The following is a 25,673-nucleotide window of genomic DNA, read 5'->3' on the forward strand; positions in this document are numbered from 1 at the left end:
GCGGGTCATTTCGCCCCCAGGTCGTTCAGCGCCTTCTCCGCGCCGCGGTGCAGCGGCACCGGCAGGGTCCTGCGGGCCTTTTCCAGCGAGATCCCCTTCGCCGCCGGGTTTGCCTGGGCCAAGGCGTCGCGCTTGTCGAACACTGTGCGGGTGATCGCGCAGGCGACGTTGGCGTCCAGGTCCTTGCGGACCAACAGGACGTTGGGCACGACGATGGTCGGGGTGTCGGTCGCCGTCCGGTACGCGTCCCGTCCGATCGTGCCTTCCTGATAGCCGGGGCTCAACGCCGTCATCTTCGGCAGCAACGGTGAGACGTCGACGAACTTCACAGTGTCGCCGGCAGTGGTGAACAGGTCGGTGAGGCCACCGGTGGGCAGACCACCGGACCAGAAGAAGCCGTCGACGCTGCCGTCCTTGATCCCCTCGACAGTCTTGGTGAGGTCCAGTCGCTGCGCCCGGACGTCCTTGGCCGGGTCGAGGCCGGCGGCCTCCAACAGCCGGTTGGCGATCACCTCAGTGCCCGACTTCGGTGAACCCGTGGAGATCCGCTTGCCCCGCATGTCGGCCACCGAGGTGATCCCGGAGTCGTTGCGGACCACCACCTGGGTGTAGTTGTCGTAGATGCGGGTCAGCGCCTCCACCGGCTGCGGCGCGGTGAAGTTGCCCTTGCCCTCCACCGCGTTGACAGCCGTGTCGAACAGCGAGAACGCCACGTCGTACTGGCCACCGACCAGTTGTTCGACGTTCTGCACCGACGCGCCGGTCTCGGCGGCGGTGCCGGTGAGCTTGCCGTCGGTCGCCCCGGACAACTGCCCGGCCAGTGCGTTGCCGACCACGTAGTAGACGCCTGTCGCGTTGCCGGTGGCGATGCCGACGCGGGTCTCCTTGGTCACCTCGCAGGTGACCTCGCTGGCCGTGTCGTCAGTGGCCGCGCCGCCCTGCTGACCTCCACACCCCGCGACGAGGGCGAGCACGCTCAGGCCCGCCGCGAGCCGTACGTCGATTCGTCTCACAGTTTCTCCTCCACAGGATCGGACGATGACCGGCCGGCGGCACCGCGTCGGATGAACACGCCCGCCGCCGCGACGACGGCCAGTGCCGCGCCGACAGTGACCGGCACTGGTTCGAGCCAGAGCAATGTGACACCGGCGAGGGCGCCCAGTACCCGTTCCGGGGCGCCGGCCGGGCCCACGCCGGGCAGCCAGCCACCGGCGGCGACGGCGAGCACCGCCACGCTGAGCGCTGTGACTCCGGCGGCGAAGGCGATCCGCTGGACGCCACCGATGCCGAGCAGACCGAGCCCGGCCGGCGTGATGACGAACGCGATCGGGGTCAGGTAAGCCGGCAGCGCGTACCGCAGGGTCTGCCACATGGTCGGCACCAGCCGGCCGCCGGTGACCGCGGCGGCGGCCACCGCGGCGAGCGCGGTCGGTGGGGACACCTCAGACAGCACCGCGAAGTAGAAGACGAACATCGCCGCCGCCGGCGCGGTGACGCCCAGGTCGAGCAGGGCCGGACCGACGATCACCCAACCGATCACGAACGACGCGGTGACCGGCACGGCCAGGCCCAGCAGGCTGAGCGCGACGGCGGCGAGCAGCGCGGTGAGCACCAGCACCAGCGTCGGGTCCGACGTGGCCGCCTGCGCCCCACCGATCAGCAGCGCCGCCGCCTGCGGCCCGAGGCCGGTCTTCGTCGTGGTCGCCGTGATAATGCCGGCGGCGGCGCAGACCGCTGTGACGGCGAGGACGCCGCGTACGCCGGTGACGAGCGCTGTCACCAGCCGGCCCGGGGTGAGTCGGTGCGCGCGGTCCAGGTAGGAGAGCACGACGGCGAGGACGATGGCGAACACGACGGCCCGCGTCGCGGACACACCGACCGCGAGGAACACGATGATGGCGATCAGTGAGGCGAAGTGGTAGCCGAACCGGGCCAGCAGCCGCCAGGGCGAGCCGACGTCGATCACCACTGGGCGTACGCCGGACCGGCGCGCGTCGATCTCCACGGCGAGCAGGATGCCGAGGTAGTAGAGCACCGTCGGCACCGTCGCCCAGCCCAGCACCTGAAGGTACGAGACGCCCAGGTACTCGGCGATGATGAACGCCGCCGCGCCCAGTGTGGGCGGGGACAGGATGGCGCCGACCCCGGCCGCGGCCAGCATGCCGCCCGCCCGCTCCGGCGGGTAACCGGCGCGGCGCAGCAGCGGCCAGGTGACCGCGCCGATGCTCACCGTCGTCGCCGCGCCGGAACCGGAGACGGTGCCGAGCAGGAAACCCGAGGCCACCGCCGTCCGGCCGGCGGCGGTACGCGAGCGACGGAACGCCGCCGCCGACAACTCGACGAAGAACCGCCCGGCCCCGGACAACTCCAGCACCGCGCCGTAGATGGTGAACAGCACGATGTACGAGGCGGCCACGTCGAGTGGCGTGCCGTAGAAGCCGCTGTCGGAGTTGTAGAACGCGTCGACCAGTTGACTGAAGTCGAGCCCGGCGTGCGCGACCGGCCAGGACTGCGGCAACAACCCGCCGTAGTAGCCGTAGCCGAGGAACAGCAGGCAGACCGCCGGCAGGATCCAACCGGTGGCACGTCGACACGCTTCCAGCAGCAGGAGCAGCAGGATGGTGCCGAACACCAGATCCGTCGGCGTCAGCAGACCCTGCCGGTCGAGGAACGCGTTGTAGCCGCCGCCACCGCTACCGATCCGGATCGGCAGGACGGGGTAGAGACAGGCGGCGACCGCCAGGACGACCAGAGCCCAGTCGGTCACTGTCGGCCCCGACGACACGAGTGCCGGAGTGCCCCTGTCGCTGTCGGTGGCCCCGACGCGACTGGTGCCTCGTCGCCAGAAGCGCAGGCGGGCCGGCAGCCGCAGGTCGGCCGGGTAGGCGAGGAAGACCAGCGGGAGTACGCCGGCCAGGAAGATGATCAGGTAATACTTGCTGCCCTGCGACAGAGGGCGGAACACCTGCCACAGGGCGAGAGCGCCGACCGCCAGCGCCGCCGCGGTGAGGAGCAGGCCCGCCGGCCCGGAGAGCACCCGTCCCGGTTTCTCGTCCTCGAACTGGGCGGCCAGGTCCCGAGTCGCCCGCTCGGCGGCACCAGGCTCGCTTGTGGTGTCGGGCCTGTTCGTGGTGTCGGGCCCGCTTGTGGTGCCGGGCCCGCTTGTGCTGCCGGGCTCGGTCGTGGTGCCGGGCCCGCTTGTGCTGCCGGGCTCGGTCGTGGTGCCGGGCTCGCTCGGGTCGGGCTCGGTTGCGAGGGTGGTGGGGTTGGGCGGGTGGGCGCTGTCGGGCTCTGCCGGGTCGGCTCCCGACCTTGGTCGGGGTGGCCCGCCGCCGGGCGTCGCTGCGGGCCCATCAACGGGAGAGTTGGCTGGTCGCGCAGGTGAAGGCGAACCATCGGGGGAGCTGATGGGCGACACGAGAGGACGATACACGTCGATCAGCTGACCGGTGGGGCATTGATCGGTGTTTCGCCGTCGGCGGTATCGGCATGTCGACGGACGGCCGGTCGCCGGCGGATATTTGCGTGGAGGGGTGTCGGACCCGGCGGTTAGGGTCGGGCGGTGACTTCGGAGCGACCACTGATTCAGGCTCGCGGGCTGGTGAAGCGGTTCGGCGATTTCACCGCCGTGGACGGCATCGACGTCGAGGTGCTGCCGGGTGAGGCGTTCGGCTTCCTCGGGCCCAACGGCGCGGGCAAGTCGTCCACCATGCGGATGGTCGGCTGCATCTCCCCACCCAGCGGGGGTGAGTTGCGCATCCTCGACATGGATCCGGTGGCTGACGGGCCGGCGATCCGGGCGCGGCTCGGGGTGTGCCCCCAGCTGGACAATCTCGATCCGGAGCTGACCGTCCGGGAAAATCTCACCGTCTACGCCCGCTACTTCGGCATCTCCCGGCGGGCGGCCCGGGAGCGCGCCGCCGAGCTGCTCGACTTCGTCCAGCTCACCGAACGGGCCGACAGCAAGGTCGAGCCGCTGTCCGGTGGGATGAAGCGTCGGCTGACAATCGCCCGCGCGCTGGTGAACAATCCGGAGATCGTGCTGCTCGACGAGCCGACCACCGGGCTCGACCCGCAGGCCCGGCACCTGGTGTGGGAGCGGCTGTTCCGGCTCAAGCAGCAGGGCGTCACGCTGGTGCTCACCACGCACTACATGGACGAGGCCGAGCAGCTCTGCGACCGCCTGGTGGTGATGGACGGCGGCCGGATCGTCGCGGAGGGCTCGCCCCGGGCGCTGATCGAGCAGCACTCGACCCGTGAGGTGGTCGAGCTGCGCTTCGCCGCCGAGTCGCAGGAACCGTTCGCCGGCAAGCTCGACGGGCTGGGGGAGCGGGTCGAGGTGTTGCCCGACCGGGTCCTGCTCTACGTGCCCGACGGCGACGCGGCGGTCGCCGAAGTCACCGCGTTGGGGCTCCAACCGGCGAACGTGCTGGTCCGGCGCAGTGGCCTGGAGGACGTCTTCCTGCACCTGACCGGCCGCACCCTTGTCGACTGACAGGCCAAGAGGACCGTTGACGGCTCAGCCCGCGACATCGTCGGCGTATCGCCCCGGCCCCCGCTTGATCGACTCGGCTTCGTGTCGCCTCAGACCCCGCTTGATCGACTCGGCTTCGTGTCGCCCCGGCGCCCGCTTGATCGACTCGGCTTCCTGAAAGTCGGGGTGATGCGGCCGAGCGGGCAGCCCGATTTCCTGAAACCCGAGTCGATCAGGGAGCTGGAGCCCGAGAGCGCCAGGCAGTGGGCGGGGCCCTGACGACTGGGTGGAACGCGGGCGACAAGCCGACGGGAACGTCGTAGGGTGACCGCCGATCTGTCGTAACACGGGGGAGTTTCATGTCTGATCTGGTGGCCGCCAACCGACGTCAGGCCGGTCTGACCGCCGTCTACCTGGGCATCTTCGCGATGGTCTGGTTCAGTGTCCCGGCGGCGGAGCAGCCGCTGCGTGCCCTGCTCGTGGTGGGCAGCATCGTCGCGCTGCTCACCGCCGCGCTGGGCGGTGTGCTGTCCTCCCGACTGCGGCGGGCCGGCAGCCCCCGGGACCGGGCCGCCGACCGCCCGTACCTGCTCATCGTCGGGGCCGAGTTCGCCGCCGCCGGGCTGGGTGCCGCGGTGCTGGTCGCGGCCAACTGGTCCGAGTACGTTCCCGTGCTGGTCTGCCTGGTGGTCGGTCTGCACTTCTTCCCGCTCGCCCCGCTCCTGAGGGACCCGCTGCTTCGCCCGCTCGGCGTCGCGCTGTGCCTGGTGGCGGTGGCGGGTCTCGTCACCGGCCTCGCCTCGGCGGTCTCCGCCGGTCTGGTGGTGGGCGTCGGCGCGGGACTGCTGCTGCTCGGTTACGCCGTGCAGGCGCTGGTCCGCGCGTACCGACCGGCCTGACCGCGCGCAGACCGCGGGCCCGATCGTTGACGGTTCGCGGGTCCGATCGTTGGCAGCTCAGCAACAACCGTTCCCGCGCGTCGAGCACGCTGAGCTGCCAACGATCACGCTCAACGGGCTCTGGCCCAGGTGATGAATCGATCGGTCAGTCGGTCCTGACCGGCCTGTCCGGCGAGATCCCCGGCCGCCTCGTAGAGCAACGCGGCGAGGTAGATGAGCAGGCCGATCCGGTCCTCGCGGTACTCGCCGAGCAGCGCCAGCCGGGCCGGCGAGCAGGGCCACGCCGCGCCGCAGACCCGGCAGCGCCAGGACGGGCGTGCCGCCACGTGCGGGCGGTACCGCGGCATCAGTGCCCGCCGCCGTGATGAGCCGACCAGGTCAGTCGCACGAAGGAACCTCCATCGGGTGGGTGGGAGCGCCCCGGATCGGGGGTCACGGGGCGCTCCCGGCCTGGTTCCGCCCGCCGTCTGGATCCCGTGAGCGGTTCCGCTGCGTGACAGTCTGGTGAGGATCCGACTACGGTGGGAGGTTCCGCACGCCGACGACCAGCGCGTACGGCGATCGGCCCGGCACGGTACGGGAATGTACGGGGGTTGTCCGTGGAAGGTTCGTCCATGCTGGAGCACTTCGCCGAGGAGCTGCGACTGGCCCGGGCCGCCAACGGGATGTCGCAGGCGGCGCTGGCCGAGGCGTTGAGCTATTCCGGGGCGCTGGTCGCCAAGGTGGAGACATCCGAGCGCCGGCCAAGCCTGGACTTCGCCCGCCGATGTGACGCCGTGTTCGCTGTCGACGGTCGGTTCGAACGCATCCAGCGGCGGATCAGCCGGGAGGCCGTGGTGCCGTGGTTCCGCGACTGGGCCGGCATCGAGCAGGAGACCACCGCGCTGCGCTCGTTCGAGCCGCTGTGTGTGCCAGGCCTCTTGCAAACCGAGGGGTACGCCCGCGCGCTACTGACCGGTGGCGGCTTGTTCGCGGCGGACGAGGTCGAGCAGCAGGTGGCAACCCGGCTGGACCGTCAGAGACTGCTCACCCGCGACCGGCCTCCGTTGCTCACCGCCGTGATCGACGAGCACGTGTTGCGCCGATCTGTCGGCGGGCCGGGAGTTATGCGCGAGCAAGTTCAGCATCTCGTGAAGCTCGGCACGGCGTTCCCGAGGGTCCGAATCCAGGTAGTGCCGACTCCCGTCGGTGCTTACGCTGGGCTCGGAGGACCGTTCGTGATCGCAAGCTCGTCCCAGGGGGAAGACCTTGTCTATCTCGCTGGACAGCGTCACGGGCAGGTCATCGACCGCGCCGAGTACGTCCGGCAGATGGTCGAGGTGTGGGAGTCGATCCGCGGTGAGGCACTATCGCACGGGCAATCCCTCGATCTCATGGCGGAAGTGGCGGAGACATGGATCTAACCGGTGCCCGGTGGCGCAAGAGCATTCGTAGCGGCCCGGATGGCGGCAACTGTGTGGAGGTCGCCAGCAATTTGCCTGGGCTGGTGGCGGTGCGCGACTCCAAAGACCCGACCGGTGCTGTGCTGGTCTTTCCGCCCGACGCGTGGCGCGCATTCGTCGAGTCCGGCGCCGTTCGCCGCTAGACAGCGGCCACGCCGTCAAGATCCACTCGGCCTTCAGGAAATCGGGGCATCAGGGCGGCTCTGACACCGCGACTTCCTGAAAACCGAGTCGATCAACGAGCGGGAACCTGGCCGACGCGGCGAGACCCAGGCCGACGTGGCGAAACCCGGGCGACACGTCGGCGGGGTCGTCGTAGGGTGGCCGCCGGTCTGTCGTACCCCGGGGGTAGACAGGTCGTGGTGGCCGGCGCGGTGGGCGGGGTGATCGGGTGAGTGTGGCGGGATCGGCGCGGTTCCCATGGGTGCCGGCGTACGCGGTGTTCGAGCACTACCTGGTGGGGCTGCGGCGCACCTGGCGGGCCGGGGTGTTCTCCTCGTTCCTGCTGCCGGTGCTGACCGTCCTCGGGTTCGGGGTGGGCGTCGGCGCCTACATCGACCAGGGCGTCGACGGGGTTCGTTACCTGGACTGGCTGGTCCCCGGGCTGATCGCCTCGACCGCGCTCCAGGTGACAGTCGGTGACTCGACCTGGCCGGTGTTCAGCAACTTCCAGTGGGTCAAGACCTACTTCTCGCAGGGCGCGTCACCGCTGCGGGTGGGCGACATCGTGGCCGGGCACCTGGCCTTCGTGCTGTTCCGGGTGCTCACCACTATCGCCGCGTTCCTGCTGGTCACCGGGCTGTTCGGGGCGCTGCGGTCGCCGTGGGCGGTGGTCACCCTGCCGGTGGTGGCGTTGCTCGGGCTGGCCGTCGCCGCGCCGACCTTCGCGTACGCCGCGTCGGTGTCCAGCGACAACTGGTTGGCGATGCTGTTCCGGTTCGCGGTCATCCCGATGACGCTCTTCGCCGGGGTGTTCTTTCCGGTCGAGTCGTTGCCCGAGGCGCTGCGCTGGCTGGCGTACGCGACGCCGTTGTGGCACGCCGTGGACCTGTGCCGCGCGGCCACGCTCGGCGTCGCCCCACAGTGGTCGATCGTCGGGCACCTGCTCTACCTGGCCGCCTGGGCGGTCGCCGGCTGGTTGCTGGCGGTGCGCGCGTTCCGTCGCAAGCTCGTCGTCTAGCCGAGCTGGTCCGGCAGCCGAGCCGGTCCGGCAGCCGAGCAGGCCCCAACAGACTCGTCGTTTGAAGATCAAGCAGAGAGGGTGTCGTGGTCACGCTGATCCTGCCCCGACTGGTCGACGTTTCCGCCGCGTCCCGGCGGTCGGCGTCGGTGGCCGGGCGCAACGTCGCGGCGCTGAAGTCGGTCTACTGGCTGCTGCTGCTCTCCGGCTTCGTGGAGCCGCTGCTCTATCTGCTCTCCATCGGGGTGGGCGTCGGCGCGCTGGTCGGCGACCTGCCGCTGCCCGACGGGCGGCTGGTCTCGTACGCCGAGTTCGTGGCCCCGGCGATGCTCGCCGCCTCGGCGATGACCGGGGTGCTCGCGGAGACCACATTCAATTTCTTCGGCAAGATGAAGTACATGAAGCTGTACGACGGGATGATCGCCACCCCAGTACGGCCGTTCGAGATCGCAGTCGGCGAATTGGGCTGGGCGATGCTGCGGGGCAGCGCCTACTCGGCGGCGTTCCTCGGCGTGATGGTCGCGCTGGAGTTGACCAGCGTCAGCCGGGCGCTGACCGCTCTCCCGGCCGCAGTGCTGGTCGGGTTCGCGTTCGGGGCGCTCGGTATGGCGATCTCCACCTTCATGCGTAGCTGGCAGGATTTTGACCTGGTGGGCTCCGCGCAGTTCACGCTCTTCCTCTTCTCCGGCACTTTCGTGCCGGCGCAGGCCTATCCGACAGTGCTGCACTGGCTCGTCGAGATCACCCCGCTGTACCGGTCGGTGCACCTGATCCGGGGGGTCGCGCTGGGCAGTGGCGGTTGGTTCTGGCTGCTCGACGTGCTCTACCTCGTGGCGATGGTGGCGGTCGGCCTGACGGTGGCTTCTCGCCGATTGGCGAGGTTGCTCTACAAGTAGGGGTTATCCGCGCCCGTCGACGGGGCATGTCCGGAGGTGACACCGCCGACCACGAGGAGGGGCGATGGCCTCGGACGAGTCTTCCGCCCAGCGTGAGCGGGAGCGTGATCCCGCCACCACGCCGGTCGGGCCCGACGCGGGCCCGGACAGCCCCACCGACCTGCCCGGCAGCGGCTGGAAGGCGGCGATGCGCCGGACGATCACCGAATTCCAGGACGACAGCCTGACCGACTGGGCCGCGGCGCTGACCTACTACGGGGTGCTGTCCATCTTCCCCGGCGTGCTGGTGCTGATCTCCCTGCTCGGCCTGCTCGGCGAGAGCGCCACCGAGGGCGTCAAGGACACTGTCAACCAGGCGGTGCCGAACGACAGCATCCAGAAGATCATCGAGGGTGCGATCAAAACCGCCCAGGAGAACGGCGGCCTGGCCAGCATCGCGGCGATCATCGGTCTGTTGGCCGCGTTCTGGTCCGCGTCCGGCTACATCGGTGCGTTCATGCGTGCCTCGAACACCATCTATGACGTGCCGGAGGGCCGGCCGATCTGGAAGACGCTGCCGATCCGGCTCGGCGTGACAGCGGTGGTCGGAGTGCTACTGCTGGTCAGCGCGGTGATCGTGGTCTTCACCGGCCGCCTCGCCGAAACAGTGGGTGACGTGATCGGGCTCGGCTCGACGGCCGTCACGGTGTGGGACGTCGCCAAGTGGCCGGTCCTGCTGATCCTGGTCAGCCTGATGTTCGCGATCCTCTACTGGGCCTCGCCGAACGCGCGGCACGGCGGCTTCCGCTGGGTCAGCCCGGGTGGCGTGCTGGCAGTGGTGATCTGGCTGGTGATCTCCGGCTTGTTCGCCTTCTACGTGAGCAACTTTGGCTCGTACAACAAGACGTACGGGACGCTGGCCGGGGTGATCATCTTCCTGGTCTGGCTCTGGCTGAGCAACATCGCGATCCTGCTGGGGGCGGAGTTCGACGCGGAGTTGGAGCGCAGCCGTGCGATCTCGGCCGGCCACGCTGTGGACGACGAGCCGTACGTCGAGCTGCGCGACGACCGCAAGCTCCGCAAGAAGCGCAACTCTGCCGGCCGCCGCTGACGGTCCCCGCACCGATCGCCCCGCCACCGAGGTTCGGCTGGCGGGGCGTTTGCGTGTCCGTCGATGGAACTGCGGGCGAGGGAGCGCGGGCCGTCCGTGATCCTTTCCTTGATCGACTAGTAGCTTTTGTTCTTTCGGACAAAAGTTGGTCTCGGAACGGCTGAAGCTCTGGACAGGTGGCGTGGAACGCTCTTACTGTGTCGGACACAACACATCGGCATTGCGTCGATGTGAACGCTGCCAAAGAAGAGGGGGCCCGGATGCGCACCGTCGACCCCCTGCACGTGCGCCTGTTGCGGCTGCTCCGCGACGAGGGCGCCGTGTCCCGGGCCGAGCTGGGCGACCGGCTCCAGATGCCACGTCCGCGCATGCTGGCCGAGCTGGATCGCCTGGTGACGCTGGGTTATGTGGCCGAGGCCGGGCTCGCCGCATCCCGAGGTGGGCGTCGCTCGACTCTTGTCGAGCTGAACCCGAAGCTGCGCTTCGCCGCCGTCGACCTCGGCGCCAGTTCGATGGACGTCGAGGTGGTCAACGGCCGCCTCGAACCGGTGGCCCACTACGCCGAGGCAGCCGACATCCGCAACGGCCCGAAGGTGACCCTGCAACGGGTCAACGAACTGCTGCACAAGGCCCGGGTCGACGGCGCGTACGAGCGACTGGACGCGGTCGGCATCGGCGTACCAGGCCCGGTCAGCTTCCGCGACGGCGTTCCGGTCTCACCACCGATCATGCCCGGCTGGGACCGGTTTCCGGTGCGTGAGCTGCTCAGCCGGGAGCACGGCTGCCCGGCGGTGGTCGACAACGACGTCAACATCATGGCGATCGGCGAGCGACACGGTGGGGTCGCCCACTCGGTGGACGACTTCCTCTTCGTGAAGATCGGCACCGGCATCGGGTGCGGCATCTACCTCACCGGCGAGGTCTACCGGGGCACCGACGGCTGTGCCGGCGACATAGGGCACATCCAGGTCGACTCGCACGGTCCGATGTGCTCCTGCGGCAACGTCGGCTGCCTGGAGGCGCTGTTCAGCGGTGCCGCGCTGGCCAAGGACGCCGCAGCCGCCGCCCGCAGTGGCACGTCGCCGGCGCTGGCCGAGCGGCTGGCGCTGCGGGGTGTCGTCACCGCGCTGGACGTCGCCGAGGGCGCCGTCGAGGGCGACGTGACCTGCATCCAGTTGATCCGGGACGGCGGACGGCGGGTCGGCGGAGTGCTCGCCGGCCTGGTCAGCTTCACCAACCCGTCCATGATCGTGATCGGTGGCGGGCTGGCCCAGCTGGGCCACATCCTGCTCGCCGAGATCCGCAGTGTGGTCTACCGCCGGTCGCTGCCGCTGGCCACCGGCAACCTTCCCGTCGTCCTGTCCGAGCTGGGCGGCCGTGCCGGTGTCACCGGCGCTGCGGTGCTCGCGAGCGACGTCGCCTTCGGGGAAGCCGCATGAAGCTGTTCGAGATTCCGTCGTGAGCGAGGAGGAGACTGTGGCTCTGCCCGAGGATGACCCCGCCACCGCGTCGGCCGAGGCCGTCGCCGAGGCGCCGCTGGTCGAGGCTCCCGCCGACACCGTCGCGGGCGAGGTGGTCCTGCGCCTCACCGATGTGGTGAAGACCTTCCCCGGCGTACGCGCGCTCGACGGCGTGCAGTTGGAGGTGCGTGCCGGCGAGGTGCACTGCCTGCTCGGGCAGAACGGCGCCGGCAAGTCCACTCTCATCAAGGTGCTCGCCGGGGTGCACCAACCGGATTCCGGGCAGGTGGAGTGGCGCGGTGAGCCGGCCACGTTCGCCAACCCGCAGGCCGCCATGAAGGCGGGCATCGCCACCATCTACCAGGAGCTCGACCTCGTCGAGGATCTGTCGGTGGCGGAGAACGCGTTCCTGGGGCACGAGTACCGCAACTTCGGTTTCGTCCGGCGCGGCCGGATGGCCCGGCACACCCGTCAGATCCTCAGCCGGCTGGGCCACGGTGAGATTCCGCCGGGGCGGATGGTCCGGTCCCTGCCGGCGGCCGGCAAGCAGATCGTCAGCATGGCGCGGGCGCTGTCGCACGAGGCCCGACTGATCATCATGGACGAGCCGAGCGCGGTGCTGGCCCACGACGAGGTCGGCAACCTGTTCCGGATCATCCGAGAGCTGACCGCGCAGGGTATCGCCGTCATCTACATCTCCCACCGCTTGGAGGAGATCCGCGAGATCGGCGACCGGGTCACCGTACTCAAGGACGGCCGGACCACGGCGGCGAACCTGCCGGCGCGCGACACCCCGACCCGCGACCTGGTGAGCCGGATGACCGGCCGCACCATCGAGTACGTCTTCCCGGACCGGCCGACCGACGACTCCGCAGGCGCCGACCTGCTCCAGGTGCAGGGGTTGACCCGCACCGGCGAGTTCGCCGACGTGTCGCTGAACGTGCGTGCCGGGGAGATCGTCGGCATCGCGGGGCTGGTCGGCTCCGGTCGTTCCGAACTGCTGGAGACGATCTACGGTGCCCGCCTCCCGGAGGCCGGCACCGTGCAGATGGACGGAAAGGTCCTGCGCCCCGGTGTCGGCGCGGCGGTCCGCGCCGGCATGGGAATGGCCCCGGAGGAACGCAAGAGCCAGGCGCTGCTGCTCGGCGAGCCGATCTACCGCAACGTCACGCTGGCCACCTTCGGCCGGTACGCGCGGCTCGGCTTCACCAACGCCGCCAAGGAACGCGCCGAGGCGGACCGGATCGCGGAGACCCTTGAGCTGCGGCCCCGGGACGTCGACCGGCCGGTACGCACGCTGTCCGGCGGCAACCAGCAGAAGGTGGTGGTCGGGCGTTGGCTGCTCGGCGGCACCAAGTTGCTGCTTCTCGACGAGCCGACCCGGGGCGTGGACGTGGGCGCCCGGGCCGAGCTCTACCAGGTCATCCGGTCATTGGCCGCTCAGGGCGTGGGGGTGCTGCTGGTCTCCAGCGAGGTGCCCGAGGTGCTGGGTCTGGCCGACCGGGTGCTGGTGATGCGGGAAGGGCGGGTCGTCCGCGAAGCCGCGGCCGGCGAACTCGACGAGAACACTGTGCTTGACCTCGTGATGGCGGGGTCCTTGATGGAAGGCGCACCGGCATGAGCGACGCGACTCCCACTCCCACCGCGACACCGGAGCGCCCGCAGCTTCCGGCGCAGTCGCCGCCGGTGGACCCGGCGGAGACGGCGGTGGCCGATAACAAGGCAGGATCAGGGCGCAAGCTCTCCTGGTGGCGGGGTGACGGTGGCGACGGCGCCAAGCGCAACCTCGGCCTGATCGGGGTGCTGGCCGCGCTCATCGTGGTCGGCGCGATCACCAAGCCCGACCTGTACGGCGACCCGAACTGGGTCTGGAACAACGTCCTGGCCATTCTCCAGTTGGCCTCGGTCGTCGGCGTGGTCACTGTCGGGATGACCTTCGTGATCATCGGCGGTGGCATCGACCTGTCGGTCGGCGCGATCGTCGCGCTGGCCGGGGTCTGGTGCACCACTGTGGCCACCCAGAGCTACGGCGCCGGCGGCATGATCTTCACCGCCCTCGCCGTCGGCATCTGCGTCGGCCTCGTCAACGGTGTGCTCATCTCGTACGGGCGGCTGGTCCCCTTCATCGCGACGCTCGCGATGCTGGTGGCCGCGCGAGGGCTGGCGGCGTCGATCTCCAACAAGCAGACCCAGGTGTCGAGCAGCACCTTCATCAACGACATCGCGGCGCGCAAGGTGATCGGGATCCCGATCCTCGTCTACATCCTCGGCGCTGTCGTGCTGGCCGGGTGGGTGGTGCTCAACCGCACGACCTTCGGCCGGCGGACCATCGCCGTCGGCGGTAACCCGGAGGCGGCGCGGCTGGCCGGCATCAACGTCCGGCGGCACACCATGCTGCTCTACGCGCTCTCCGGTCTCTGCTGCGGCATCGCCGCGATCATGCTGACCTCGCAGGCGACCTCGGCGCAGGCGGCGATGGCCAACCTGTACGAGTTGGACGCGATCGCCGCGGCGATCATCGGCGGGACGCTGCTCAGCGGCGGCCGGGGCACCATCGTCGGCTCGCTGCTCGGCGTCATCATCTTCGCCACCATCACGAACCTCTTCGCCATCAACGGCCTCTCCATCGAGGCGCAGAACATGGTCAAGGGCGGCATCATCGTCGCCGCCGTCCTGGTCCAGCAGTTCCAGTTCAAGTCCGTCACTCGGCTCCTCGCGCGGAACAGGGTCACCACCGCAACCTGACGCACCGCACCGTTGTCCTGGCGACGTCGAGAAACTCGACGGTGGCCGGGCCTCGCACACCCTCAATAAGTCAAATCCCGCTCCCAGGAGGTCATTAATGACCCAGCACAGTCGCGACCTGTCGCGCCGCCGGTTGCTTTTCGGTGGAGCCGCAGTGGGCGCTGCCACCCTCCTCACTGCCTGCACCAGCAACGAGACCCCGGCTGCCAGCACCCAGACCAAGGCCGCCGGAAACAGCGAAGGCAACAACGCCCCCGGCAAGAAGGTCGTCATCGGCTTCTCCGCCCCGGCCGCCGACCACGGCTGGATGGGCGCGATCCACGCCAACGCCAAGGCGCAGGCGGCTGCCTACTCGGACGTGGAGTTCAAGGAGGTCGACGGTGGGTCGAACTCCGAGGCCCAGCGCTCCACGCTCGGCACCCTGATCGCCCAGAAGCCGGACATCATCGTCGTGCTGCCGCACGACGGCAAGGAGGTCAACGCCGTTGCCCTCCAGGCGATGCAGGCGGGCATCCCGATCGTGAACCTCGACCGGGCGTTCCCCGACGCACTGGCCTCGCGGCTGGTCATCAAGGGCGACAACTACGGCATGGGCGTCTCGGCCGGGCACTACATCGGCAAGATGCTCAAGGACAAGGGCGTCGCCAACCCGATCATCGGTGAGATCGCCGGTCTGGAGATCCCGCTGACCGTCGAGCGCAGCGAGGGCTTCAAGGCCGCCCTGGCGACCTACGGGTTCACTGTGAAGAACCGTCGTTCGGCCGAGTTCACCTCGGACAGCGGCCAGCGCGAGGCGTCCCAGCTGCTCCAGGCGCTGCCGAAGATCGACGCCATCTGGAACCACGACGACGACCAGGGCATCGGTGTGCTCGCGGCCATCAAGCAGGCCAACCGGTCGGAGTTCTTCATGGTCGGCGGCGCGGGCTCCAAGCTCGCGATCGACGCCATCAAGGCCGACAACACCGTGCTGAAGGCCACTGTCACCTACAACCCGTCGATGGCCTCCTCGGCGGTCTCGCTCGCGCGGCTCATCGCGCAGGGTCGGGGCCTGGGCGACCTGACGGAGCTGCAGGTGCCCAAGGAAGTGACCCTGGCCTCGGAGACGATCACCAAGGAGAACGCGAGCAGCTACGACAAGCTCGGGTTCTGACATATCGGGGGGAGACCCACCTTGTCCACGACAGACAAAGAACTGCGGGTCGGCATGGTCGGCTACGCGTTCATGGGCGCCGCGCACTCACAGGCGTGGCGCACAGTGAACCGCGTCTTCGACCTGCCGGCGCGGGCCCGGATGGCGTTGATCTGCGGCCGAGACACAGCGAAGGTGGCTGACGCCGCCGACACACTCGGCTGGGACGCGTACACCACCGACTGGCGTGACCTGATCAACCGGGACGACATCGACGTTGTCGACATCTGCACCCCGGGCGACAGTCACGCCGAGATCGCTCTCGCCGCGTTGGCCGCAGGCAAGCACGTTCTGTGCGAGAAGCCGTTGGCCAACTCGGTGGAGGAGGCACGGGCGATGACCGCTGCCGCGGACGTCGCCCGGGCTGCCGGAGTGCGGTCGATGTGCGGGTTCAACTACCGCCGGGTCCCTGCGGTCACGATGATGCGCCAGTTGGTCGCCGACGGACGGCTCGGGGTGATTCGACACGTCCGTGCGACGTACCTGCAGGACTGGATCGTGGACCCGCAGTTCCCGCTGGTCTGGCGGTTGCAGAAGGACAGGGCGGGCTCCGGCGCGCTCGGTGACATCGGTGCGCACATCATCGACCTGACCCAGTTCGTCACGGGTCAGCGGATCAGCGGCGTCAGCGCGGTCACCGAGACCTTCGTCAAGGAGCGGCCGTTGCCGGCCGAGTCGAGCGGTCTGGCGGCTTCGGTGGACGGCCACGCGGCGCCCACCGGGACGGTCACCGTCGACGACGCCGCGGTCTTCGTGGCGCGACTCGACGGTGGCGCCCTGGCCACGTACGAGGCGAGTCGGTTCGCGACCGGCCGTAAGAACGCGCTGCGCGTCGAGATCAACGGCTCGCTGGGCAGTGTGGTCTTCGACCTGGAGCGCCTCAACGAGCTGGAGTTCTACGACGCGACCCGTCCGGCCGTTGAGCAGGGCTTCAGTCGCATCCTGGTGACCGAGGGCGAGCACCCGTACATGTCGGCGTGGTGGCCCCCGGGCCACATCATCGGCTACGAGCACTCGTTCACGCACGAGATGCGCGATTTCATCGAGGCGGTCGCCACCGGTGTCGACCCGACTCCCTCCTTCGCCGACGCGTTGCAGGTCCAGCTGGTGCTGGACGCGGTGGCCCGCTCGGCGGAGCTCGGCTCATCCTGGGCCGAGGTGGAACCGACGCTGACCGCGGCGGCCCTCTGACCATTGACCATCCGCGACGGCGGTGTTCGCACCGCCGTCGCCCGACCGGCTTTCCGAAGTCGACCGGCGAGGGACCGGCCACGGATTGCGCCCCGTGGCCGGGACAGAGGTCGGCATCGGGGAGCGTGCAGCCGGGCCACACGGCCCGGTGGCGCACGAGCAGGACGGTCGTCCGGTGCGACCGGACCGGGATTCCCCGGCCGCACCGGAGGACCGCCACCACCGGTGACCTCCGGAGGAACTGATGACACCGCCCGCCGCCGCCCCCACCCGTACCGCATCCGCTCGCCGGTTCCCGGCGGGTAGTGGTTCGGTCGGTGTTCCGGTGGGCGCGGCGGCCTGAGACGCCCGGCCGGGGCATGCCAATGCCCCGACCGGCCGGATGCGGGGGAGGCAGGGTCGAGACGCCGACCCGACCCTGCCTACCAGCCCCGTCTGCTCGCACCTGCCGGGATCCGGTCCGTCGTCGTCGCCGCCGACGCCGACGTCGGAAGCCGGTGCTGTTCCGGTGCGGGGCGAGCGGACGGGGCCCATCCACCCGGCCCGAAAACTTTACGAAACAAGCCCGTATCTTTCCGAAACATATTCTGATATTCCTATATTTAGCGGTACCGACGGTTCCTCGTGAATGGGGAAGGAGCACCATGCGAACAGGTGTCTGGCTGGTAGGAGCGCGCGGTTCCGTCGCGACCACCAGCATCGTCGGGGGGCTCGCGCTGCGGGCCGGCCTTGCCGGGCCCACCGGCTGCGTCACCGAGCTTCCCGAGCTGCGCGGCCCGGCCCTGCCGGCGTTCGCCGATCTGGTCTTCGGCGGACATGACCTGGCCACCACTCCGCTGTGCAAGCGCGCCGAGGCCCTCGCTGACGCTGGTGTCATCCCGTGGCGGCTGGTCGCGGCGCTCCGCGACGAGCTGGGCGTGGTCGAGCAGGAGCTGCGCCCGGCACCGGTCGGCGACACCCAGGCCGACCGGGCCGAGGCCGTGGTCCGCGACCTGATCAGCTTCCGCGAGCGGCACGAGTTGGACCGGGTTGTAGTGGTCAACGTGTCCGCCACCGAACCGGCCCCTCTACCGCACCCCGCGCACGCCGACCCGGCCGCGCTACGCGCCGCCCTCGACGGTCCGGACGAGGTGTTGCCGGTCAGCTCTCTCTACGCGTACGCCGCGGTGCTCGCCGGCTGCCCGTACGTCGACTTCACCCCGTCCACCGGGCTGCGGCTGCCGGCGCTGGCCGCGCTGGCCGAGGAGGCCCGACTGCCGTACGCCGGGCACGACGGCAAGACCGGGGAGACCCTGGTCAAGTCGGTGCTCGCGCCGATGTTCGCGATGCGCAACCTGGCAGTGGGCTCCTGGTCCGGGGTCAACCTGCTCGGCGGTGGCGACGGCGCCACCCTCGCCGACCCGGCCGCGAACGCGGCGAAGGTGCAGAGCAAGCAGCGGGTGCTCGGCGAGACGTTGGGCTACGTCCCGCAGGGCGGCACCCGCATCGAGTACGTCGAGGAACTGGGCGACTTCAAGACCGCCTGGGATCTGATCACCTTCAGCGGATTCCTCGGCACCGGCATGCGGATGGAGTTCACCTGGCACGGCTGCGACTCCGCGCTGGCCGCGCCGCTGGTGCTCGACCTGGCCCGGCTCACCGCCGCCGCGCACGCCGCCGGGCAGGTGGGGCCGCTGGCCGACCTGGGCTTCTTCTTCAAGGACCCGCTGGGCACGCCGACCCACTCGCTGGGCGAGCAGTGGGCCCGGCTGACCGCCTTCACCCGGCACCTGCACGACGGCGGGGACGGTGACCATGGCAACGTTGGCTGATCTCGCCGAGCTGGTCCGGGCGCCAGCCGCGCTCTCGGTGCCCGGTGACGTGATCGCCGGGGCCGCGGCGGCCGGCGCGTTGAGCCCGCGTACCCCGGCCCTGGCCGGCGCCTCGGTGCTGCTCTACTGGGCCGGCATGGCCGCCAACGACTGGGCCGACCGGCGTCTGGACGCCGAGGAACGGCCCGAGCGGCCGATCCCGAGCGGGCGGGTCAGCCCGGCCGCCGCCGTCGGTCTCGCGGCGGGCCTCACGGCCGCCGGCGTGGGCCTGGCCGCCGCCGTGGGCGGTCGCCGCGCCGCCGCGCTCGCCGTGCCGCTGGCCGCCACCATCTGGGGGTACGACCTGCTGGCCAAGAACACCGCCGCCGGCCCGGCCGTGATGGCCGCCTGCCGGGGGCTGGACGTGCTACTCGGCGCGTCCGGCGGCCGGATGACCCGGGCGTTGCCGGCGGCTGCCACAGTCGCCGCGCACACCTGGACGGTCACCGCGCTGTCCCGCCGGGAGGTCACCGGCGCCGACGCCACCCTGCCGATGCGTACCCTCGCCGGCACCGCGCTGGTCGCCGCCAGTGCCGCCGTCGCCGTGCCGGGCGCCCGACGCGCAGCTCTCCGAACGACGAACCAGACCGGGGCCACCGACCGGGCCGAGACCGTCGACGGGACCGGCGTGCGCGCTGGTCGCAGCCGATCGGCCACGATCGCGGCGGCGCTGCCCGCAGTGCTGGCCGGCTGGTACGCCGCCCGGTACGGCGCGGCCCAGGCCGAGGTCGTCCGGGACCCGTCGGCCGGGCGGGTCCGCGCGGCCGTCGGCGCCGGGATCACCGGGTTGCCGGCCCTCCAGGGAGCCCTGACCGCACGGGGTGGAGCGGGTCTGCTCGGGGTGGCCGTCGCGGCGGCCGCGCCGCTGGGTCGACGGCTGGCCCGGAAGGTCTCACCGACATGAGCGTCCCCGAGCCCCGGCCCGGTGCGTCGGCAGTCGACGCCACCACGCTGCGCCTCGGGTACGGCACCAACGGCTTCGCCAACCACCGCCTCGACGACGCGCTCGCCGTCATCGCCGACCTCGGCTACGACGGGGTGGCGCTCACCCTGGACCACGACCACCTGGACCCGTTCGCGCCCGGGCTCACCCGCCGGGTCGCAGCGGTGGGTCGACGGTTGGAGTCGCTGGGTCTGGCGGTGGTCATCGAAACCGGTGCCCGCTACCTGCTCGACCCGTGGCAGAAGCACGCCCCGACGTTGCTACACGACGACCCGACCCGGCGGATCGAGTTCCTGCGCCGGGCCGTGCGGATCGGCGCCGACCTGGGCGCGGAGGCGGTCTCGTTCTGGGCCGGTGTCCGCCCCGAGGCGGTGTCACAGCAGTGCGCCTGGGACCGGTTGGTGGCCGGCTGCGCCACAGTGGTCGACGCGGCCGACACGGCCGGGGTCACAGTCGGCTTCGAACCGGAGCCGGGCATGTTGGTGCAGGACATCGCGGACTGGCGTCGGTTGCACGCCGCTCTCGGTAACCCGGCCCGTTTCGGCATCACCCTCGACATCGGCCACTGCCGGTGCCTGGAGCCCTGGCCGGTGCCGCAGTGCGTCGCCGAGGTGGCCGACCACCTGGTCAACGTGCAGATCGACGACATGCGCCGAGGCGTGCACGAGCACCTGGAGTTCGGCGTCGGCGAGATCGACTTCCCGCCGGTGCTGGCGGCCCTGGCCGAGGCCGGCTACCGCGGCCTGGTCGCCGTCGAGTTGCCCCGCGACTCGCACGCCGCGCCCGCAGTGGCCGCCCGGTCCATCGAGTTCCTGCGCGCCGCCGCCGCGACGGCCACCGATTGCCACCCTGCCAGCGTCCTTTGCTCTGCACCCGCCGAGGCGACACCCACTGAAGAGGCCCCGGCGCATATGTAGGTGCAGAGCAAAGGACGCGCTCGGGCACCTACGGAGCCGCACAGCAGCACGAGGGAGGAGACGGGATGACACCGGATTCACTACGGGCCGCGCTGGGAGGCGTACCCGATCCCGATTGGCTGGACACGGCGCTGCGCCGGGTCACCACCGAGCCCACCGCGATCACCCGGCTCTTCCCCGCCGTCGGCCGACGCTGCGGGCGGGCCGCGCTGCCCGACGCCCCCGGCTGGACCGCCGACGACGCGGCCCGGGTGCTGCTGCTCACCAGCCTCCCCGGCGAGCACGCCGCGTACGCCGAGCGCCTCTACCAGCACGGTGACGCGGCCGAACGACGAGCCGTGCTGCGCGCCCTGCCGCTGCTGCCGATCGGCGCCGACGGGGTTCCGTTGCTGCACGACGCGATCCGGACCAACGACACCCGGCTGGTCGCCGCCGCGCTCGGCCCGTACGCCCGGCACCTCGACCAGGCCGCCTGGCGGCAGGCGGTGCTCAAGTGCGTGTTCAGCGGCGTCCCCCTGGCCAACGTGGCCGACCTGGACGCCCGGGCCGACAGCGAGCTGACCGCGATGCTGGCCGCGCTTGCCGCCGAACGGCACGCCGCCGGCCGGGAGTTGCCCGCCGACGCCAACGACCTGCTCCACCGGCTCACCGCCGCACTGCCCCGGGAGGCGTGAATGCGCATCTTCGACCCCCACATCCACATGACCTCACGCACCACCGACGACTACGAGCGGATGGCCGCCGCCGGAGTGCGCGCGGTGGTGGAGCCGGCGTTCTGGCTGGGTCAGCCGCGCACCAGCGCCGCCTCGTTCACCGACTACTTCGACTCGTTGATCGGCTGGGAGCCGTTCCGGGCCGGGCAGTTCGGGGTGCGCCACTTCGCCACCATCGCCCTGAACCCCAAGGAGGCCAACGACCCGCGCTGCCGGCCGGTCCTCGACCTGCTGCCCCGCTACCTGGACAAGGACGCGGTGGTGGCGGTCGGCGAGATCGGGTACGACTCGATGACGCCCGAGGAGGACGAGGCGTTCGCTGCGCAACTCGCCCTCGCTGTGGCGTACGACCTGCCGGCGCTGGTGCACACCCCGCACCGGGACAAGGCGCGCGGCTGCGAGCGGACCCTCGCCGTGGTCGCCGAGTCCGGCATCGACGCGGGTCGGGTGGTGGTCGACCACCTCAACGAGGTGACTGTGAAGCTGGTCCGCGACAGCGGCTGCTGGCTGGGTTTCTCCATCTACCCGGACACCAAGATGACCCCGCAGCGCATGGTCGAGTTGCTGCGGGAGTACGGCACAGAACGGATGCTTGTCAACTCGGCAGCCGACTGGGGTCGCTCCGACCCGCTGCTGACCCGGGCCACCGGCGAGGCGATGCTCGCGGCCGGCTTCAGCGACGACGACGTCGACCGGGTGCTGTGGCGAAACCCCGTGGAGTTCTACGGTCAGTCGGGGCGGCTCGACCTCAGCGACCTGGACGCCGCAGCCGCTGTGGACCCGCAGACCGGGAACTCGATCCTGCGCGGCGGCAGCTGATGCGCCTGCGACATGCCGGCGGCGAGACCGTCCACCTGAGCTACTGCACGAACGTGCACCCGGCCGAGGACCTGGCCGGCATCCTCGGTCAACTGGACACCTACGCGGTGCCGGTCCGCGAGACGCTCGGCAGCGACCTGCTCGGGCTCGGCCTGTGGCTGGCCGCCCCGGTCGCCGCCGAGCTGGCCACCGACCCGACGCTACGCCGCCGGTTGCGCACCGAACTGGACGCGCGCGGCCTGGAGGTGGTCACCCTCAACGGCTTCCCGTACGCGGCCTTCCAGGCCCCGGTGGTCAAGCAGGACGTGTACCACCCGGACTGGACCACCGAGCAGCGCCTGAACTACACCCTCAACCTGGCCCGGGTGCTCGCCGACCTGCTGCCCGACGACGCCGCCCGAGGTTCGATCTCCACGCTGCCGCTGGCCTGGCGTCAACCGTGGGACACCGGCCGGGCCGACGCGGCCCGACGCCGACTGGACCAGCTCGCCGCCGGCCTGGCCGACGTGCAGCGGGACACCGGCCGCGAGGTGCGCGTCGCCTTCGAGCCGGAGCCCGGCTGTGTGGTGGAGAGCACCGGTCAGGCGGCCGAGCTGCTGTCCGGGATGGACACCGAACGCCTGGGTGTCTGCGTCGACCTGGCCCACCTGGCCTGCGCCTGGGAGGAGCCGGCCGAGGCGCTGCACCGACTGCGGGCGGCCGGACTGCCGGTGGTGAAGGTGCAGGTCTCAGCCGCTGTCGAGGCCGCCGACCCGGAGGGCGGGGCCGAGGCGTTGCGCCGCTGGGTGGAGCCGCGCTTCCTGCACCAGACCCGGGGCGCCGGCTGCGCCGGCCTGGCCGACCCGGCCGACCCGACGTACGCGGCCGACGACCTGGACGAGGCGCTGGACCGGGCGCTGCCCGGGCCGTGGCGGGTGCACTACCACGTGCCGCTGCACGCCCCACCCGAGGAGCCGCTCGGCTCGACCCTGCCGGTGCTCCGCGCGGCCCTGAGAGCGCTCTTCGACGGCCCGACCGCCGGCTGCGACCACCTCGACGTCGAGACGTACACCTGGGGGGTGCTGCCGGCCGCCCGACGGCCCGGCACCGACGCGGAGCTGGCCGCCGGCATCGCCGCGGAGCTGGCCTTCGCCCGGGACGAACTGGTCGGCCTCGGCCTGACCGCAGAGCGAACCGTGAGTATGGGAGTGACGCGATGAGCCGGCGACTGGTGGTCCTCGACGTGGTGGGGTTGACCCCCCGACTACTGGCGCACATGCCTCGACTGCGGGGGGTCGCCGACGGCGGCTTCCGGGCCGAGCTGGGCACCGTGCTGCCCGCCGTGACCTGCTCGGTGCAGTCCACCTTCCTCACCGGCGAGCAGCCCAGCGGGCACGGGATCGTCGGCAACGGTTGGTACTTCCGGGAGCTGGGCGAGGTGCTGCTGTGGCGGCAGCACAACGCGCTGGTCGGCGGGGACAAGCTCTGGCAGGCCGCCCGCCGGGCCGAACCCGGCTACACGGTGGCCAACGTCTGCTGGTGGTACGCAATGGGCGCCGACGTCAACTGGACGGTGACGCCACGCCCGGTCTACTACGCCGACGGGCGCAAGGAGCCGGACTGCTACACCGACCCGCCGGAGCTGCACGACGCGCTCACCGGGCGGCTGGGCACCTTCCCGCTCTTCACCTACTGGGGGCCGACGGCCGGGTTGCCCTCGTCGCGGTGGATCTGCCAGGCGGCCGAGCAGATCCTCGCCGACGTGTCACCCGACCTGACCCTGGTCTACGTCCCGCACCTGGACTACGACCTGCAACGCTTCGGTCCCTCGTCGGCCGAAGCCGCCGCGGCGGCAGCCGAGCTGGACGCGGTGCTCGGCCCGCTCCTGGACGCCGCCCGGGCCCGGGACGCCACAGTGGTGGTGCTGTCGGAGTACGGCATCACCGACGTGTCCCGGCCGGTGGACGTCAACCGGTTGCTGCGCGCCGAGGGCCTGTTGCGGGTGCACACCCAGGCGGGCATGGAGTACCTCGACCCGTGGACGTCCAAGGCGTTCGCTGTCGCCGACCACCAGATCGCGCACGTCTACGTCAAGGATCCGGCCGACGTCGCGGCGGTGGCGAAACTCTGCGCCAACCTGCCCGGGGTGGCCGAGGTGCTCGACGCCGAGGGCAAGGCCGCACACGGGCTGGACCATCCGCGCGCCGGTGAGCTGGTGCTGGTGGCCGAGCCGGACGCCTGGTTCACCTACTACTACTGGCTGGACGACGCCCAGGCGCCGGACTTCGCCAGGCTCGTGGAGATCCACCGGAAGCCGGGCTACGACCCGGCCGAGTTGTTCTTCGACCCGGCCAACCCCGGTGCCGCGAAGGCCCGCGCCGGGGTCGCCCTGGCCCGCAAGAAGCTCGGCATGCGGTACCTGATGAGCGCGGTCGGGCTCGATGCCGGGGCGCGGGCGGTGCGGGGCTCGCACGGGCGGCTGCCGGACGACCCGGCGGACGGCCCGGTGCTGCTCTGCTCCGACCCGACCGCAGCCCGGGACAAGATCGCGGCGACCGAGGTCAAGGCGCTGCTGCTGGAGCTGGCCGGGTTGAGCCCCGGCGGTGCCGGCGCGTCGGGGGAGGGCTCATGACGGTCACCGTCGCGCCCACCGACGCCAGCGAGCTGCGGGCGCGCTTCGACGCGGAGCTGGCCGGGTTTCTCAGCCGGCAGGGCCCGGACTGGCCGGACGGGGCGCCGCGGGGTGTTTTCACCGCGCTGCAACGGTTCGTGCTGGCCGGTGGCAAACGGTTGCGCCCGCTCTTCTGTTACTGGGGCTGGCGCGGCGCGGGGGCGGCCGACGGCACCCCGATCGTGGTGGCCGCGGCGGCCCTGGAGCTGTTCCACGCGTTCGCGCTGATCCACGACGACATCCTGGACGGCAGCGACCGCCGCCGGGGTGAGCCGTCGGTGCACCGGCTCTTCGCCGACCTGCACGCCCGCTCGTCGTGGCGCGGTGACCCCGAGGCGTACGGCCGCAACACGGCGCTGCTCTGCGGGGACCTCTGTGCGGCCTGGTCGGATCAGATGTTCCACGAGTGCGGGCTGAGCACCGAGCAGGTGCACCGGGGGTACGGCGTGTTCGCGCTGATGCGTACCGAGGTGATCGCGGGGGAGTACCTGGACCTGGTCTCCGGCGTGGGTGACGGCTCGGTGGCCAGCGCTCTCACCGTGATCCGGATGAAGGCTGCCCGGTACACGGTCACCCGGCCGTTGCAGATCGGTGCGGCCCTGGCCGGCGCGGGGCAGGAGCTGATCGCCGCGTTGGGCGAGTTCGGTGACCCGCTGGGTGACGCGTTCCAGCTCCGCGACGACGTCCTGGGCGTGTTCGGTGACCCGGCGGTGACCGGGAAGTCGGTCCTGGACGACCTGCGTGAGGGCAAGCCCACCGTGATGATGGCGCTGGCCCGTAGCGCCGCCGATCGGACGCAGACCATCCGGCTGCGGGAGCTGTTCGGCAACCCGGCCTTGGACGCCGAGGGCGCGGCGGAGCTGCGCGACATCATCGAGGCGACCGGTGCGCGGAAGCGGATCGAGCAGATGATCCGGGTCCGGACCGAGGCCGCGCTCTCCGCCCTGCAGAACGCCATGGTGGCCGATGAGGCCCGCGCGGCCCTGGTTGCGCTGGCCGGGCAGGCGATCGACCGACGCGCCTGACCGGCGACTTTCGATCAAATCGACAAAAGTTGATGCTGAACCGCCGGAAGGTATGGACACATCGACACGTGCGACTTAGTGTCGTGACCAACACGACAATGTTTCGTCGAGGTGAACCGGCGGCGCGGTAACCCATCGACCCCCCTCACCGCTACGGCATCCGGCGCGACGGCGCGCGCCCGGCCTGGCA

General features: G+C 70.9%; 23 protein-coding genes. 20 read left to right on the forward strand and 3 right to left on the reverse strand.

The window, feature by feature from the left end:
• Nucleotides 1–5: 5 nt before the first annotated feature.
• Nucleotides 6–1,013, reverse strand: coding sequence for a TAXI family TRAP transporter solute-binding subunit (locus tag AB0B98_RS09765; protein ID WP_357361752.1), 1,008 nt, complete (start codon nt 1,011–1,013; stop codon nt 6–8).
• Nucleotides 1,010–3,037 (reverse strand): TRAP transporter fused permease subunit, encoded by a 2,028-nt coding sequence (locus tag AB0B98_RS09770; protein WP_357361753.1) that lies wholly within the window; start codon nt 3,035–3,037, stop codon nt 1,010–1,012. Before AB0B98_RS09770 ends, AB0B98_RS09765 begins: the two co-directional genes overlap by 4 nt.
• Before the next feature lie 525 nt (nt 3,038–3,562).
• Between AB0B98_RS09770 and AB0B98_RS09775 the strand changes: the two genes are divergently transcribed.
• Nucleotides 3,563–4,495 carry an ABC transporter ATP-binding protein gene (locus AB0B98_RS09775; protein ID WP_357361754.1) on the forward strand — a complete coding sequence of 311 codons (933 nt, stop codon included), beginning with the start codon at nt 3,563–3,565 and terminating at the stop codon, nt 4,493–4,495.
• 338 nt (nt 4,496–4,833) lie between these two features.
• A complete protein-coding gene (locus AB0B98_RS09780) occupies nt 4,834–5,373 on the forward strand; it encodes a hypothetical protein (protein WP_357361755.1) in 540 nt (179 codons plus the stop codon).
• Between the two features lie 110 nt (nt 5,374–5,483).
• Here AB0B98_RS09780 and AB0B98_RS09785 read toward each other — a convergent pair whose 3' ends face one another.
• The gene (locus AB0B98_RS09785; RefSeq protein WP_238670351.1) at nt 5,484–5,699 is read right to left on the reverse strand and encodes a flavin reductase; all 216 of its coding nucleotides are present in this window, start codon (nt 5,697–5,699) and stop codon (nt 5,484–5,486) included.
• A 288-nt stretch (nt 5,700–5,987) separates the two neighbouring features.
• Between AB0B98_RS09785 and AB0B98_RS09790 the strand changes: the two genes are divergently transcribed.
• The 18 genes from AB0B98_RS09790 to AB0B98_RS09875 all read left to right on the forward strand — a co-directional run bounded on the left by AB0B98_RS09790 (nt 5,988) and on the right by AB0B98_RS09875 (nt 25,483).
• Complete coding sequence (locus AB0B98_RS09790; RefSeq protein WP_357361756.1) at nt 5,988–6,776, forward strand: helix-turn-helix transcriptional regulator; 789 nt, start codon at nt 5,988–5,990, stop codon at nt 6,774–6,776.
• On the forward strand, nt 6,767–6,958 hold the full coding sequence (locus AB0B98_RS09795) for a DUF397 domain-containing protein (protein ID WP_357361757.1): 192 nt from the start codon (nt 6,767–6,769) through the stop codon (nt 6,956–6,958). The genes AB0B98_RS09790 and AB0B98_RS09795 overlap by 10 nt, the downstream gene beginning before the upstream one ends.
• 248 nt (nt 6,959–7,206) lie before the next feature.
• A complete protein-coding gene (locus AB0B98_RS09800; RefSeq protein ID WP_357361758.1) occupies nt 7,207–7,995 on the forward strand; it encodes an ABC transporter permease in 789 nt (262 codons plus the stop codon).
• Between the two features lie 86 nt (nt 7,996–8,081).
• Entirely contained in the window at nt 8,082–8,891 is an 810-nt protein-coding gene (locus tag AB0B98_RS09805; RefSeq protein WP_357361759.1) for an ABC transporter permease, read from the forward strand.
• 64 nt (nt 8,892–8,955) lie between these two features.
• Entirely contained in the window at nt 8,956–9,981 is a 1,026-nt protein-coding gene (locus AB0B98_RS09810) for a YihY/virulence factor BrkB family protein (RefSeq protein WP_357361760.1), read from the forward strand.
• Nucleotides 9,982–10,241: 260 nt separating this feature from the next.
• Nucleotides 10,242–11,420 (forward strand): ROK family protein, encoded by a 1,179-nt coding sequence (locus AB0B98_RS09815; RefSeq protein WP_124819665.1) that lies wholly within the window; start codon nt 10,242–10,244, stop codon nt 11,418–11,420.
• 133 nt (nt 11,421–11,553) lie between these two features.
• On the forward strand, nt 11,554–13,062 hold the full coding sequence (locus AB0B98_RS09820; protein WP_238670412.1) for a sugar ABC transporter ATP-binding protein: 1,509 nt from the start codon (nt 11,554–11,556) through the stop codon (nt 13,060–13,062).
• Nucleotides 13,059–14,186 carry an ABC transporter permease gene (locus tag AB0B98_RS09825; protein WP_238670345.1) on the forward strand — a complete coding sequence of 376 codons (1,128 nt, stop codon included), beginning with the start codon at nt 13,059–13,061 and terminating at the stop codon, nt 14,184–14,186. The genes AB0B98_RS09820 and AB0B98_RS09825 overlap by 4 nt, the downstream gene beginning before the upstream one ends.
• 97 nt (nt 14,187–14,283) lie before the next feature.
• The gene (locus AB0B98_RS09830) at nt 14,284–15,336 is read left to right on the forward strand and encodes a substrate-binding domain-containing protein (protein WP_238670344.1); all 1,053 of its coding nucleotides are present in this window, start codon (nt 14,284–14,286) and stop codon (nt 15,334–15,336) included.
• Nucleotides 15,337–15,357: 21 nt separating this feature from the next.
• Entirely contained in the window at nt 15,358–16,566 is a 1,209-nt protein-coding gene (locus tag AB0B98_RS09835) for a Gfo/Idh/MocA family oxidoreductase (RefSeq protein ID WP_238670343.1), read from the forward strand.
• Between the two features lie 644 nt (nt 16,567–17,210).
• Nucleotides 17,211–18,377, forward strand: a complete 1,167-nt coding sequence (locus AB0B98_RS09840; RefSeq protein WP_357361761.1) for an inositol-3-phosphate synthase — start codon at nt 17,211–17,213, stop codon at nt 18,375–18,377.
• Complete coding sequence (locus AB0B98_RS09845; protein WP_357361762.1) at nt 18,361–19,320, forward strand: SCO3242 family prenyltransferase; 960 nt, start codon at nt 18,361–18,363, stop codon at nt 19,318–19,320. The genes AB0B98_RS09840 and AB0B98_RS09845 overlap by 17 nt, the downstream gene beginning before the upstream one ends.
• Complete coding sequence (locus AB0B98_RS09850; protein ID WP_357361763.1) at nt 19,317–20,276, forward strand: sugar phosphate isomerase/epimerase family protein; 960 nt, start codon at nt 19,317–19,319, stop codon at nt 20,274–20,276. Before AB0B98_RS09845 ends, AB0B98_RS09850 begins: the two co-directional genes overlap by 4 nt.
• A 65-nt stretch (nt 20,277–20,341) precedes the next feature.
• Entirely contained in the window at nt 20,342–20,950 is a 609-nt protein-coding gene (locus tag AB0B98_RS09855) for an EboA domain-containing protein (RefSeq protein ID WP_357361764.1), read from the forward strand.
• Nucleotides 20,951–21,808: a TatD family hydrolase gene (locus AB0B98_RS09860; RefSeq protein WP_357361765.1), complete on the forward strand. Its 858-nt coding sequence runs from the start codon at nt 20,951–20,953 to the stop codon at nt 21,806–21,808. It begins immediately after the preceding gene.
• Complete coding sequence (gene eboE, locus AB0B98_RS09865; protein ID WP_357361766.1) at nt 21,808–23,007, forward strand: metabolite traffic protein EboE; 1,200 nt, start codon at nt 21,808–21,810, stop codon at nt 23,005–23,007. Before AB0B98_RS09860 ends, eboE begins: the two co-directional genes overlap by 1 nt.
• Complete coding sequence (locus AB0B98_RS09870) at nt 23,004–24,419, forward strand: nucleotide pyrophosphatase/phosphodiesterase family protein (protein ID WP_238670336.1); 1,416 nt, start codon at nt 23,004–23,006, stop codon at nt 24,417–24,419. The genes eboE and AB0B98_RS09870 overlap by 4 nt, the downstream gene beginning before the upstream one ends.
• Nucleotides 24,416–25,483 carry a polyprenyl synthetase family protein gene (locus tag AB0B98_RS09875; RefSeq protein WP_357361767.1) on the forward strand — a complete coding sequence of 356 codons (1,068 nt, stop codon included), beginning with the start codon at nt 24,416–24,418 and terminating at the stop codon, nt 25,481–25,483. Before AB0B98_RS09870 ends, AB0B98_RS09875 begins: the two co-directional genes overlap by 4 nt.
• Nucleotides 25,484–25,673 lie beyond the last annotated feature (190 nt).

The organism is Micromonospora sp. NPDC048947, assembly GCF_040649495.1.
Classification (GTDB): domain Bacteria; phylum Actinomycetota; class Actinomycetes; order Mycobacteriales; family Micromonosporaceae; genus Micromonospora; species Micromonospora alfalfae.

Coding starts and splice junctions, on each gene's coding strand:
- AB0B98_RS09780 (WP_357361755.1), top strand. CDS start 4,834: ATGTCTGATCTGGTGGCCGCCAACCGACGTCAGGCCGGTCTGACCGCC.
- AB0B98_RS09790 (WP_357361756.1), top strand. CDS start 5,988: ATGCTGGAGCACTTCGCCGAGGAGCTGCGACTGGCCCGGGCCGCCAAC.
- AB0B98_RS09795 (WP_357361757.1), top strand. CDS start 6,767: ATGGATCTAACCGGTGCCCGGTGGCGCAAGAGCATTCGTAGCGGCCCG.
- AB0B98_RS09810 (WP_357361760.1), top strand. CDS start 8,956: ATGGCCTCGGACGAGTCTTCCGCCCAGCGTGAGCGGGAGCGTGATCCC.
- AB0B98_RS09815 (WP_124819665.1), top strand. CDS start 10,242: ATGCGCACCGTCGACCCCCTGCACGTGCGCCTGTTGCGGCTGCTCCGC.
- AB0B98_RS09825 (WP_238670345.1), top strand. CDS start 13,059: ATGAGCGACGCGACTCCCACTCCCACCGCGACACCGGAGCGCCCGCAG.
- AB0B98_RS09830 (WP_238670344.1), top strand. CDS start 14,284: ATGACCCAGCACAGTCGCGACCTGTCGCGCCGCCGGTTGCTTTTCGGT.
- AB0B98_RS09840 (WP_357361761.1), top strand. CDS start 17,211: ATGCGAACAGGTGTCTGGCTGGTAGGAGCGCGCGGTTCCGTCGCGACC.
- AB0B98_RS09845 (WP_357361762.1), top strand. CDS start 18,361: ATGGCAACGTTGGCTGATCTCGCCGAGCTGGTCCGGGCGCCAGCCGCG.
- AB0B98_RS09850 (WP_357361763.1), top strand. CDS start 19,317: ATGAGCGTCCCCGAGCCCCGGCCCGGTGCGTCGGCAGTCGACGCCACC.
- AB0B98_RS09855 (WP_357361764.1), top strand. CDS start 20,342: ATGACACCGGATTCACTACGGGCCGCGCTGGGAGGCGTACCCGATCCC.
- AB0B98_RS09860 (WP_357361765.1), top strand. CDS start 20,951: ATGCGCATCTTCGACCCCCACATCCACATGACCTCACGCACCACCGAC.
- eboE (WP_357361766.1), top strand. CDS start 21,808: ATGCGCCTGCGACATGCCGGCGGCGAGACCGTCCACCTGAGCTACTGC.
- AB0B98_RS09870 (WP_238670336.1), top strand. CDS start 23,004: ATGAGCCGGCGACTGGTGGTCCTCGACGTGGTGGGGTTGACCCCCCGA.
- AB0B98_RS09875 (WP_357361767.1), top strand. CDS start 24,416: ATGACGGTCACCGTCGCGCCCACCGACGCCAGCGAGCTGCGGGCGCGC.